Consider the following 12,201-nt stretch of genomic DNA (forward strand, 5'->3'; position numbering starts at 1 on the left):
AAATATTTATTGTAAAACAATAAATTTTGTATTAAAATCAATATCATAATAAATCAGTGAGGTGCTTTTTATAGAAAGTTAACAACGCTGTTTTTTATTAGAGGAGGTAAAACTATGAACAATCACAATTTGATTATTAAAAATATGGATAACCCTCATGAGTTGGAGAGAATGTATAGAAAAGACCCGAAAGCTTTTAAAAAGTCATTCTCACAAGCATGGGATGAAAACCCTGATTCTCAGCTTCTAGCTGCTTGGTATGAAAGATTGAATTTCAAGGAGACGGCAAATAAAGAAAAAATATCGCTGTTTCAAAAAGGTTTCTTATTCATGGGCATGTTAGCTATTCTAGCTGGGCTAAGCACTAGAATCATTTTCCACTTTGTCGAGCAGGAAGCAATTGCTCCAATTAACTTGGCTTTTGGTGTAATTCCCTTTATTGCTGCTTATTTTATTTACAATAATACTCCGAAAAAAAGTATTATTTACTTACTTGCAGCGTTGTTCCTAATTGCCGGGTTGTATCTTAATATGTTGCCATTAAATTATAAAGACAGCAGTATCCTTGCGTATTTACATCTTCCTATAATGTTATGGGTCTTATTGGGACTTGCGTTTACGGGAAATGAATATTCAAAAGGTAGTACAAGATTAGCGTATATTAAATTTAATTTAGAATATGGTCTTCTCTACGCGAGTATGGCAGTGAGCGGAATGATACTAGCATTATTCACCATGCGATTATTTAGCTTCGTTGACTTGGATATAGGAGAGTTCTATTTTAGTAATGTTGTTTTATTTGGAGCTGCCGCTCTCGCTGTAGTGGCTGCATACTTAGTATCATTGAATCTTAAACTTGCTAAAAATATTACACCATACATATCTAAAATTTTTAGTCCGCTTGTCTTGATCACATTGTTTATCTATCTAATAACGGTAATTTGGGTCGGGAAAAATCCATTCTTGGACCGCAATTTCCTAATGGCCTTCAACGGAATACTCCTTGGTGTATTGGCTGTTACTATATTTTCTATCGTTGAGAGTGATTCAGACGAGAAAAAGAGCATTTCAGATTATATAAATTTTGCCTTAATTGTTCTGGCGCTTATTATAGACACTGTCGCATTGTCAGCCATTGTATTCAGACTTTCTTCTTACGGGATTACACCTAATAGACTTGCTGTTTTAGGCGTAAACATACTGATTTGGGCAAATCTCATTTGGATTATGTTTTCCTATATGCGTTTTCTACAAAACAAATCAGGACCGACAGCTATCCAAGATGCTGTTACGAAGTATTTGCCAATCTACGGACTTTGGGCAGCTTTCGTTATATTTACTTTTCCTATAATGTTTAATTAGAAAGGTTTTGTTAATGTAACGACAAGCTAATTTTCTATAACGTATAAAATCCTTAGAGCTGATAATTATCGTTACTTCTATAATTTCTCGACAATAAAAAAACGTCCTAAAGTAGGACGTTTTTTTATGTATATTACTGTTTTTTCTTAATAAGTAACAACACTTGTGAAACACAAGCAAGTACTGGCAGTTCAATCAACGGTCCAATAACGAGTGCAAGTGCGATAAGAGGCTCGTCCGGAAAAGCTGTTACAGCGATGGCGAGTGCAACAGGTGAGTTTCTTGCTAATGTTGTTAAGTTTAAACTTACTGTATCTTTATAAGATAAACGCATTATGCGTCCGATAAATTGTCCCAGTACAAAATTAATGATGAAGAACAATAGAACAGGAATGAGTAGTAATAAAACGACATTCATATTTTGTAGTAAATATTTTCCTTGTGATGCAAACATCGCTACGATTGCTAAACTTAAAAATACAATTTGAGCAGAGCTGAAAAACGGAATGAGTTTATTCTCGAGTGTTTCAGCTTTTTTCAGTTTATTCATAATGAATTTTGTAGCGTGTGCAAGTACAAATGGTAAGAAGATTACGATAACAATACTTTCTACTAAAACAGAAACCGCTACAGTCTTCATGACACCAGCAAATAAAAATAAATAAATGGGAAGGAGTAGTACTTGCAAAATTAAATTTACAGGCAAAATTGCAGTAGAAAGTGCTACATTTCCTTTCGCTATTTCAGTAAAGATTAAGTACCAATCTGTACATGGAGTAACCATTAACATAATAAATCCAACCCAAAGTGCTGGGTGATCTGAAAGAAATAGTGCTCCTAATCCCCAAGCGAGTAAAGGTGTCCATACAAAATTAATAGTAAGGCTTGTTCCAGCGAATTTTAAATTGCGGAATCCATTTTTTATTTCTTTCAATGGAATGCTGAGAAATAATCCATACAGCATGAAAAATAAGAAGGGGACAATAAATTGCTCTGCATACATATGTATCAAATTAAATTGTCCGAGTACGATGCCGCATGTAACAGCAAAAAGAATAATAAAAGTTTGAATCTTTTCTATAGTGCTCATGAGTAAATCCTTTCTAAATATGAATTGCCCTCTCAACATCCATTATACAAATAATAAAGTTACAATGGATGTTTTAATTGTATCGAGGTTTTTATTTTTAATTCGAGATATTTTTTTATTTAAAGTTACTTGACTAAAGTAAGTGAAGTGTATTACAATCACTTACATAAGGTAATTAAATAACAAAAAGTATTAATTGTTTTACTTAAGGTATCAATTGGAACTTTTTATCCCGCATTAATGGGCAGTAAGACCCCCACCTCAGAATTCAGCGAAAGCAAAGAAGTTAGGCGGAGATCAACTGCCCATAAAAGCCCGATTGGTTCAACTAATAATCAGTGGGGGATGAAGAACTCCCCCACTGATTAAAGTTTCACTTTATTAGAATAAGAATTTTTATGATGATGAATAATGAATATGATAAGAAAGTTTAGGTGAAGAAAATGGGATTATTTAGCTCTTTATTTGGTAAAAAAGAAGAAAATACAAAAGTAGAGGGGAATAAAACAATGTCAAAAGTATTATTTGTAAAAGCAAACGATCGTCCAGCGGAGCAAGCAGTTAGTTCAAGAATGTATGAAACATTTGTAAGTGCTTATAAAGAAGCCAACCCAAATACAGAAATTACGGAGTTAGATTTATTTGCATTAGATCTTCCGTATTACGGAAATATCGCTATTTCAGGTGGATATAAACGTAGTCAAGGAATGGAGTTAACAGCAGAAGAAGAGAAGGCTGTAGCAACGGTAGATCAATATTTAAATCAGTTTTTAGAAGCTGATAAAGTTGTATTTGCGTTCCCACTATGGAACTTCACAGTACCAGCGCCATTAATCACATATATTTCATACTTATCTCAAGCTGGAAAAACATTTAAATATACAGCAAATGGCCCAGTAGGTTTAGCTGGCGATAAGAAAGTCGTTGTATTAGGTGCGCGTGGTTCAGATTACTCTTCAGAACAAATGGCTCCTATGGAAATGGCAGTTAATTATGTAACGAATGTGCTTGGGTTCTGGGGAATTACAAATCCAGAGACTGTTGTAATTGAAGGGCACAATCAATATCCAGATCGTTCACAACAAATTGTTGAAGAAGGTTTAGAGAACGTTAAAAAAGTAGCGGCGAAATTTTAATTGATAGTAAATGTAAAAAACCAACATGGATGACCATGTTGGTTTTTTAGTCTATTTCTATGTTAAAAAATGTATATTTATAAAATAAAAGAAAAGTTTGAAAATAGTATTGCAAAATATTATATGACAAACTATAATGAGTTCAAGAATAGTTGATAGTCGAATTTAATATTCAGAAAATTCAATTAGTTAAAAATGGAAAATGAGATAAGGAAATTTGAATGGGGGTTATATTATGGCGAATAAAGTACCGTTTTCGTTCATAGTAGTTATTGGATTAATGTTATTTGCACTATTTTTTGGAGCAGGAAATTTAATATTCCCAGCAATGCTCGGTCAATCGGCAGGAGAGAATGTATGGATTGCTAACGCTGGATTTTTAGTAACGGGTGTTGGATTACCATTACTAGGTGTACTGGCATTTGGTTTTTCGGGTAAAGATGATTTACAGTCATTAGCAAGTCGTGCACACCCAGTATTCGGGATTGTGTTTACAACAGTTTTATACTTAGCGATTGGCCCGTTATTTGCAATACCAAGAACAGGAAATGTTTCTTATGAAATTGGTCTTAAACCGTTTATGCCAGAAGGAGTAGGTTCTACACCTTTAATTCTTTTCACAATTGTATTCTTTAGCATCACTTGTTTTTTTTCGCTAAATCCTGCGAAAATTGTCGATATTGTTGGAAAAATCTTAACGCCAATTAAGTTAACTTTCATTGGTATTTTAGTAATCGTTGCTTTTATACATCCGATTGGAGATATGCAAGCACCAGTGGAAGCTTATACATCACATGCATTCTTTAAAGGATTCCAAGAAGGATACTTAACAATGGACACGCTTGCATCATTCGTATTTGGAATCATCATCATTAATGCAATTAAAGAAAAAGGTGCGAAAACGAAAACGCAGATTATGATCGTTTGTGCAAAAGCGACAATCATTGCAGCATCTATTTTAGCAATTATCTATACAGCTCTTTCTTATATGGGTGCTTCAAGTGTTGCAAAGCTTGGACATTTAGAGAATGGTGGAGAAGTATTAGCAAAAGTTTCTAACTACTATTTTGGATCATATGGTGGAGTATTATTAGGATTAATGATTACAGTAGCGTGTTTAACAACTAGTGTGGGACTTGTATCAGCATGTTCTTCATTCTTCCATAAGTTATTCCCAAATGTTCCTTACAAAGCGATTGCAATCACGCTATGTGTATTTAGTGCAATTGTTGCAAACGTAGGATTAACACAATTAATCGCAGTTTCTGTTCCAGTACTAACAGCAATTTATCCACTAGCAATCGTATTGATTTTCTTAACATTCTTCCATTCATTATTCAAAGGAAGAGCTGAAGTTTATCAAGTGAGCTTAATCGTAACATTTATCATCAGCTTATTCGATGGATTAAGTGCAGCTGGAGTTAACATTGAAGTAGTAAGCCGAGTGTTCACTAAATTCCTTCCGATGCAAGAAGTAGGATTAGGATGGATCTTCCCAGCGATTATCGGTGGATTTATCGGATATGGCATTAGCGTGTTAAAAGCAAAAAATCAAGTTCAACCCGCTAGTGCGAATAAGAAAATAGGGTAAATAAAAAAGTTATAGAATTTGATTCTATAACTTTTTTTGTTACTATTAATAATGAAAGAAAATAAAGTAGTAGGGGAAATAAAATGAAAAAAACAATTGATCATATCGGCATCGCAGTTCGAGATATAGATAGTACGATACGTTTTTATGAAAAGGTGTTGTTAGGAACTTTAATAGATCGTTACGTAAGTGAAGCTCCTGGTGTTGAAAGCGAAGTAGCCATTCTTGAAGTGGATGGAGATAGAATTGAATTACTTGCGCCTACGAATAATACGACATCTCCAATAGCACGCTTTATTAAACAAAAAGGTAAAGGTGTTCATCACGTTGCATATCGTGTCGATGATTTAGATGTGGCCCTAGAAGAGCTAAAAGAACAAGGTATTCGAACGTTAGAGCATACACTTCGAATTAATAAGCACGGTAGAAGATTAATATATCTTAACCCAGCTGATACAGAGGGAACAATCATTGAGTATTGTGATTATCCAGAAGAGAAGTAAAGAAATTTTATGATAGAAGAAGGGTATTGCGTAATAACGTAATACCTTTTTTATTTATGTATTTCACACTTTCTTCACAAATGATTCACGATAACTTTTCTTCGTCAGGAACTTACATAAATATATTTTATGATATAATAACAATCGACTTTAAAAATGTAAGTTGTATCACTGAAGGTAGTTACTATTGTATTGGAAGTTTAGGGGTGAGAGAGAAATAAAGAGTTACACTGTGTAGAAACTTATATTTAATCAGGTTAATATTTCGCCGGAAAATTGAACTTGGGAAGTTAAAGGAATGAAAATATAGTGATGTGGAAGAAAGAAGTGAAATGGTTGTGAAAGTAATGAGAAGGTTAGGGGCATGGCTATTAATTGCATGTGTGCTTATTATATTGATACCAAAAAGTGCATCTGCTCATGCGTACATTGTGAAATCAAACCCTGCTGAAAATGAAACGTTGAAGAAAGCACCATCTGTAGTGAAAATTGAATTTGATGAGGATATACAAGTTTCGCATTTTAATACATTGTTTGTAAGAGATACCTCAGGTACAAGAGTAGATTTAAAAGATGCTCATATTGATAAGAAAAACAAAAAGTTATTAGAAGCAGGGTTAAAAGGAAATTTGAAAAACGGTCTCTACTCTATTCAGTGGAAAGTGATTTCTGCTGATGGGCATCCCATTCAAGGAGTTATTCCGTTCCGCATTGGGGCAGCAGAAGCGGGAGCAGACGACGTACAAGTAGAAGAGATGGGATATGTCCCGCAAATAGATATGATTATGGAACGTGGAGTACTATATACAAGTTTCTCACTATTTATAGGAGTGCTATTCTTTAATCTTATTATGTATAAAGGGAATGCAACCTCGGTTCGATCAAGGAGTAAGAACATAATATGGATCTCATTATTGGGTATATTGATTAGCTTATTATTCAATCTGCCATTGCAAGCGAAAATAAATGCTGATGTTTCATGGTTAGAAGCATTCGATCCATTACTATTAAAAGAAACATTACAGCTTTCTGTTTTTGGATATGTATGGATTACTCAAATGGTTCTTATTAGTTCGCTTATAATTGTTACTTATTTTGCGATGAAGCGTGAGAAGCTGTCGTCGTTTAAAGTATGGAGCATTCCGATAGTATTGTTTATTGGGATCCTTGTTATGAAAGCATTTAATAGTCATGCATATGGTTTAAAGTTTAAAGAGATTGCTGTCGTTATGGATTTTCTGCATTTATTTGCAGCATCATTATGGATTGGTGGTCTATCATCCATTATTCTTCTTTTACGTAAAGAGGATGACAAGTGGAGTATGTATTGGGATATGATTAAGCGTTTTTCGCCGTGGGCAACAGGTGCTGTCATCGTGATTTTAATAACAGGTCTTTTTAACAGTACATTCTTTATTCCAACTATCCACTCGTTATTTGATACGAAGTATGGATTAGCTTTATTAGCAAAGATACTTTTATTCATTTTCATGGGGATATTGGGAATTGTTCACTATGTGAAAGGGAAAATGAGAGCGGAGCAAGGATTAGGCGCTACGGTGAAAGTAGAGTTTATCATTGGAATTATCATTTTCGTCATCGTAGCTTTTATGACAAACGTACAAACACCACCGATGCCTCCTACTGGACCTTTTACAGAGAGTAAGCAATTAGATAATGGGTATGAACTTACTTTACATGTAAGTCCTAATAAAGTAGGACAAAATACATTCCATATTACTTTAAAGGATGAAAATGGCCAACCTGTTACTGATATGGAGCAAATTATTTTAACTACGCAATCATTAGATATGAATATGGGAAAAGGTTCATTTAAAGTTTCGGCCGTGTCACCAGGAGAATATGAAGCGGAAGGTATGTATATTAATATGACAGGAAACTGGAATATACAAGTGCACGGATTAACAAAATCTCTTGATAGTTTTGATACGGATTATAAATTTATAGTAGGCGGCAGATAAAGAGAAGGTATAAATAAAAAGGAGTTAATAGAAAATGAAACGTATAAAAAAAATTGGCACAACAATGATCGCAACAATTATTGCAATGGGCATTTTTTCGTTACCAGTTAGTGCGCACGTCGCTGTGAAGCCAGCGACTTCGGACGTTAATTCTTGGGAGACTTACACGATAAAAGTACCGGTTGAAAAGAATGTAGCAACGACAAAAGTTACACTGAAAATACCGTCTGGAGTGGAGTTTCAACAGTATGAACCCGTGCCAGGATGGAAAGTGGAAGAGCAGAAAAATAATGCTGGAAAAGTTAAAACTGTAGTGTGGGAAGCAACGGGAGAAGGGATTTTACCCGGTCAGTTCCAGCGATTTACTTTCGTCGCTAAAAATCCGGATAAAGAACAAAAAATAGTTTGGGATGCATATCAACAATATAAAGACGGAGAAATTGTTGAATGGACAGGCGATGAAAAAGCTGAAAAACCACATTCACTTACTACAATTGCAAAAGGTACGTCATTAACAGGGGAACATGGTGAAGTGTCTAATGTAGAAAAGAATGAAGGTACTAGTAATATGCAATTGATAGCAATTGCCCTATCTATTTTGGCGATTGTATCGTCGGTAGGGGCGTGTGTTTTTGTAGTGCGCCGTAAAAAGTAATATATGAAAAAGAGCCTACAAACAGTAGGCTCTTTCCCATATTTATTTCACTTCAACCTGCTGCCTTACAGCAAGTGTTTTCGGCTTTATATTTACGAAACAAATACTCACAACAATAAATAATAGTCCGATGAATAAGCTAATAGTAATGGCCTCATGTAAGAAAATTGAACTTACAATAATAGCGATTAGTGGAATGAGGAATGTATAAGCCCCAACTTTACTTGCTTCACCGGCTCCAACAAGAGTGAAGTATGCAAGCCATCCCATTGCAATTACAAAGAATGAAATAAAGAGTAGAACACTAACAAACGGTATACTCCAAGCAATACTAGACCAGCTTTCAAACTTTGATCCAAATCCAATTAAGCAAAGCCCGCCAATAATAAGCTGCAGTGTTACCATCCAAATGGAATTAACGCGGTGCCCAGTCTTCTTAATAAATACTGTTCCAAGTGCCCAGCCAATCGCGCATCCTATCGCGAGAAGGATTCCTATAATAGAAATATGTCCAGTTAAACTACTAGAGCTAATGACACCTACGCCAATAAATCCAAGAACAAGCCCGAAAATTTTTAAGCCGTACATAGATTCTTCAAGCCAAATCCATGAGAAAATGCCGAGTAAAACAGGTTGTAGAAATACAATGGCGGAAAATAACCCAGCGGGCATATATTGAAGGCCTACAGTTTGTAATCCGTAAAATATAATGATGTTAAGTAAAGAAGAAATAACGTATAAATGCCAAGTTTCTTTTAAGTGTAACTCTTTGTATTTCGGTAATGCGAAAAGAAGTAAAATGAATCCTCCAATTAAAGTTCGAACGCCTGCAAATAAAACGGGTGGTGTATAATGCAGGGCAAACTTAGATAAAGGCCAATTGATTCCCCACATGAAAACGAGAAAGGTAAGGATTATGGCCGTCTTAGTTCGAGAAAGTTGTGTCACGGTAAGACCTCCTTGTTGTTATTCATTTCACTATGATATGATATCGACTGTAATAAATAAAATGAATCTTTTTTATAAGGAGTATAAGTGATTAGTTATGACCATTACACAACTGCAAGTATTAATAAAAACTGTTGAGTTAGGTAGTTTTACGAAGGCTGCTCGGGTGTTAAATATGACGCAGCCAGCTGTAAGTCATGCGATTTCAAGTATTGAGTCAGAGTTAGGAGTTACGATTCTTATACGTGATAAACGAAAAGGGCTAATCGTTACGGATGTAGGAAACAGAATTCTTGTGCATATTAGAGAGATTTTGAACGGTGTAGAGAAGATTGAACAAGAAGTTGCGATGGAGAAAGGACACGAAGTTGGGACGATTCGAATTGGGAGTTTTCCGAGTGCTTCTGCACATTTCTTACCCAAAATGATAAACCTTTTTAAGGAGAAGTATCCGAACTTAGAAGTCGTTCTTTGTGAAGGAACGATTAAAGAAGTTGAAGATTGGTTAGTATCGAGGGTTGTTGATATAGGAATTGTCATTTTGCCTAATAAAGAGATGGAGATTGTCCCATTAACGAAGGGGAAAATGGTTGCTATCTTAAGAGATGATCATCCTCTTTGTAAGAAGGACTCTATTGCAATTAGTGATTTAGAGAATGAACCGATCATATTATGTAAGGGTGGATACGAACCACCCATTATTGATATGTTTAAACAAGCCAACGTACCACTTCGGGCTGAGTATGTAATATCGACCGTTACTACAGCTTTAAATATGATTCAAGAAGGGTTAGGTATTGCAATATTAGCCGAATTATCTTTAACGAATTTACCACAGAATGTGCAAACGAGAGAATTGGAACCACAAGTATGGAGAGAAATTGCTTTAGCTGTTCCTTCATTAAAGGATTCCTCAATCGCTGTGCAGCTATTTATTGAAGAATTTCAAGCGCTATTTGCAGAATAAAAAGAGGTGTCTCATATATCATAATGGGACACTTTTTAATTTGCTTATAAAAAATCTATGAAAAGGATTGACTTATCTTTTTGTTGTAACTATAATGATTACATCGAGGTGGTGATCACGATGAAAATTAGTAGCCGCTTTTCTATAGCTGTTCATATTTTATCTATTTTGAAAAACAATCCATCTTCACTTTGTACTTCAGACTATATAGCTGAAAGTGTAAACACAAATCCAGTAGTCATTCGTAAAATGATGTCGTACTTGAAACAAGCTGGTTTTGTATATGTAAATCGCGGTCCAGGTGGTGCCGGATTATTAAAGGATTTACACGAAATCACATTGTTAGATGTATACCATGCAGTAAATGTAGTCAAAGAAGACAAACTATTTCATATTCACGAGCAACCAAATCCAGATTGTCCAATTGGAGCAAATATTCAAGCGGTGTTAGAAGTTATATTAATACAAGCGCAATCTGCGATGGAAGAAATTTTGAGAAATATTACGATGGGGCATTTGTTTGAAACTTTGCAAGAAAAAATGAATGCTTAAATCATATTTATATTTTTTTGTTATTAATGTAACTAATTTAATTACAACTATAAAGGTAAGGTGTAAAAGTATGACTATAAAAATGAAAGTATACTCAGATTTTATATGTCCATTTTGTTTTTTAGCAAAAGGTCCATTAGATGAAGTAGCGAAAGAGAAAGATGTAGAAATTGAATGGATGCCATTTGAATTACGTCCAAGTCCATATTCAAAAATAGATCCATGGAATGAGCCAGAAAAATTAGGCTCATGGGATGCTTTTATTCTTCCAACTGCGAAGAAGTTAGGAATCGATATGCGTTTGCCGCGTGTTTCACCGCATCCATATACACATTTAGCTTTCGAAGGATGTCAATTTGCGAAAGAACGTGGACTAGGAAATGAGTATCATCACCGCGTATTCACCGCATTTTTCCAAGAAGAGCAAAACATTGAAGATATTAATGTTTTAACAAAATTAGCGGTAGAAGTAGGTCTTCCTGAAGCTGAATTTAAAGATGCTTTAGTAACTCGTAAATATAAAGAAAAGCATCAAGAAGCAATTCAGCATGCATATGATGAAGCAAATATTATGGCTGTTCCAACTGTCATGATTGGAGATGAAGTCATTCAAGGGCTTGCTAGTAAAGAAACGCTACAAAGAGTCATCGATAAAGAAATTGAAAAGGATAAAACAAATTCATTTGAAGGTATGCAATGTAATACAGATGGATATTGCTAATTCGCTTGTTATGAAATAACAAAATAAATTATAAAACAAATATTTGGAGGAATTAAAATGTCAGCAACTACAACAAATTTAAAAGAAGCAATCGTGAACCGTCGTTCTATTCGTAAAGTAACAAAAAACGATGCAATTACGAAAGAAAGAATTGAAGAAGTTTTACAAACAGCTTTACACGCACCAACATCTTTCAATATGCAAAGTGGTCGTATGGTTGTATTAATGGATGGAGAACATGAAAAGTTTTGGGATATTGTTAAAGAAACACTAAGAGCCCGCGTACCAGCAGAAAACTTTGAAGCGACTGTAGAAAGATTAAAAGGTTTCCATGCAGGTGTTGGGACTGTGTTATTCTTTGAAGATCAAGCAACAGTAGAAAAAATGCAAGAAAATGCACCATTATATAAAGATCAGTTCCCATTCTGGTCTCATCAAGGAAATGCAATGTTACAACATACTGTATGGATGTTATTATCGGCTGAAGGAATTGGTGCATCCCTGCAACACTACAATCCAATCGTAGATGCTGAAGTGAAAGAAACTTGGAACATTCCAGCAGAGTGGAGCTTAGTAGGACAAATGCCATTTGGTGAGCCAAATGAACAACCAGGAGAAAGAACTTTCTTACCTACTGAAGATGTAGTGAAATTTTATTAAGAAATTTAATATATAAAAAGTAAAATAAAAGGAG

12 protein-coding genes are annotated in these 12,201 nt (G+C 34.7%); 10 read left to right on the forward strand and 2 right to left on the reverse strand.

All coding sequences use genetic code 11. The features are described from left to right. Nucleotides 1-114 precede the first annotated feature (114 nt). The gene (locus RBB48_RS13490) at nt 115-1,362 is read left to right on the forward strand and encodes a DUF4153 domain-containing protein (protein ID WP_098082528.1); all 1,248 of its coding nucleotides are present in this window, start codon (nt 115-117) and stop codon (nt 1,360-1,362) included. 133 nt (nt 1,363-1,495) lie between these two features. Here RBB48_RS13490 and RBB48_RS13495 read toward each other — a convergent pair whose 3' ends face one another. Beyond that, nucleotides 1,496-2,452, reverse strand: coding sequence for an arsenic resistance protein (locus RBB48_RS13495; protein WP_088063036.1), 957 nt, complete (start codon nt 2,450-2,452; stop codon nt 1,496-1,498). Between the two features lie 443 nt (nt 2,453-2,895). Between RBB48_RS13495 and RBB48_RS13500 the strand changes: the two genes are divergently transcribed. The 5 genes from RBB48_RS13500 (at nt 2,896) to RBB48_RS13520 (ending at nt 8,319) form a co-directional block, all read left to right on the forward strand. Beyond that, a complete protein-coding gene (locus RBB48_RS13500; RefSeq protein ID WP_088063037.1) occupies nt 2,896-3,588 on the forward strand; it encodes an FMN-dependent NADH-azoreductase in 693 nt (230 codons plus the stop codon). A gap of 235 nt (nt 3,589-3,823) precedes the next feature. Further along, the gene (brnQ, locus tag RBB48_RS13505) at nt 3,824-5,179 is read left to right on the forward strand and encodes a branched-chain amino acid transport system II carrier protein (RefSeq protein ID WP_306007763.1); all 1,356 of its coding nucleotides are present in this window, start codon (nt 3,824-3,826) and stop codon (nt 5,177-5,179) included. A gap of 83 nt (nt 5,180-5,262) precedes the next feature. Then, nucleotides 5,263-5,682: a VOC family protein gene (locus tag RBB48_RS13510; RefSeq protein WP_000750833.1), complete on the forward strand. Its 420-nt coding sequence runs from the start codon at nt 5,263-5,265 to the stop codon at nt 5,680-5,682. A 332-nt stretch (nt 5,683-6,014) separates the two neighbouring features. Further along, nucleotides 6,015-7,664 carry a copper resistance CopC/CopD family protein gene (locus RBB48_RS13515; RefSeq protein WP_098133644.1) on the forward strand — a complete coding sequence of 550 codons (1,650 nt, stop codon included), beginning with the start codon at nt 6,015-6,017 and terminating at the stop codon, nt 7,662-7,664. 34 nt (nt 7,665-7,698) lie between these two features. After that, complete coding sequence (locus RBB48_RS13520) at nt 7,699-8,319, forward strand: YcnI family copper-binding membrane protein (RefSeq protein WP_306007764.1); 621 nt, start codon at nt 7,699-7,701, stop codon at nt 8,317-8,319. Nucleotides 8,320-8,361: 42 nt separating this feature from the next. On the opposite strand, the gene RBB48_RS13525 is transcribed toward RBB48_RS13520, so the two are convergent. After that, a complete protein-coding gene (locus tag RBB48_RS13525; protein ID WP_098082531.1) occupies nt 8,362-9,267 on the reverse strand; it encodes a DMT family transporter in 906 nt (301 codons plus the stop codon). A 97-nt stretch (nt 9,268-9,364) separates the two neighbouring features. Here RBB48_RS13525 and RBB48_RS13530 point away from each other — a divergent pair, with 97 nt between their 5' ends. From RBB48_RS13530 to RBB48_RS13545, 4 genes are all read left to right on the forward strand, one after another. Continuing rightward, complete coding sequence (locus tag RBB48_RS13530; protein ID WP_088063041.1) at nt 9,365-10,234, forward strand: LysR family transcriptional regulator; 870 nt, start codon at nt 9,365-9,367, stop codon at nt 10,232-10,234. A gap of 120 nt (nt 10,235-10,354) precedes the next feature. After that, on the forward strand, nt 10,355-10,786 hold the full coding sequence (locus tag RBB48_RS13535; protein WP_088063042.1) for an Rrf2 family transcriptional regulator: 432 nt from the start codon (nt 10,355-10,357) through the stop codon (nt 10,784-10,786). 70 nt (nt 10,787-10,856) lie between these two features. Beyond that, nucleotides 10,857-11,507, forward strand: a complete 651-nt coding sequence (locus RBB48_RS13540) for a DsbA family oxidoreductase (RefSeq protein WP_088063043.1) — start codon at nt 10,857-10,859, stop codon at nt 11,505-11,507. A 57-nt stretch (nt 11,508-11,564) separates the two neighbouring features. After that, entirely contained in the window at nt 11,565-12,167 is a 603-nt protein-coding gene (locus RBB48_RS13545) for a nitroreductase family protein (protein WP_088063044.1), read from the forward strand. Nucleotides 12,168-12,201 lie beyond the last annotated feature (34 nt).

Origin of the sequence: Bacillus sp. MMSF_3353 (assembly GCF_030733445.1) — a bacterium.
In the GTDB taxonomy this organism is placed as follows: domain Bacteria; phylum Bacillota; class Bacilli; order Bacillales; family Bacillaceae_G; genus Bacillus_A; species Bacillus_A wiedmannii.

Excerpts from the sequence above, each read along its gene's own strand:
- brnQ (WP_306007763.1), top strand. The coding sequence starts at position 3,824 with ATGGCGAATAAAGTACCGTTTTCGTTCATAGTAGTTATTGGATTAATG.
- RBB48_RS13515 (WP_098133644.1), top strand. The coding sequence starts at position 6,015 with ATGGTTGTGAAAGTAATGAGAAGGTTAGGGGCATGGCTATTAATTGCA.
- RBB48_RS13540 (WP_088063043.1), top strand. The coding sequence starts at position 10,857 with ATGACTATAAAAATGAAAGTATACTCAGATTTTATATGTCCATTTTGT.
- RBB48_RS13490 (WP_098082528.1), top strand. The coding sequence starts at position 115 with ATGAACAATCACAATTTGATTATTAAAAATATGGATAACCCTCATGAG.
- RBB48_RS13500 (WP_088063037.1), top strand. The coding sequence starts at position 2,896 with ATGGGATTATTTAGCTCTTTATTTGGTAAAAAAGAAGAAAATACAAAA.
- RBB48_RS13510 (WP_000750833.1), top strand. The coding sequence starts at position 5,263 with ATGAAAAAAACAATTGATCATATCGGCATCGCAGTTCGAGATATAGAT.
- RBB48_RS13495 (WP_088063036.1), bottom strand. The coding sequence starts at position 2,452 with ATGAGCACTATAGAAAAGATTCAAACTTTTATTATTCTTTTTGCTGTT.
- RBB48_RS13535 (WP_088063042.1), top strand. The coding sequence starts at position 10,355 with ATGAAAATTAGTAGCCGCTTTTCTATAGCTGTTCATATTTTATCTATT.
- RBB48_RS13530 (WP_088063041.1), top strand. The coding sequence starts at position 9,365 with ATGACCATTACACAACTGCAAGTATTAATAAAAACTGTTGAGTTAGGT.
- RBB48_RS13520 (WP_306007764.1), top strand. The coding sequence starts at position 7,699 with ATGAAACGTATAAAAAAAATTGGCACAACAATGATCGCAACAATTATT.
- RBB48_RS13545 (WP_088063044.1), top strand. The coding sequence starts at position 11,565 with ATGTCAGCAACTACAACAAATTTAAAAGAAGCAATCGTGAACCGTCGT.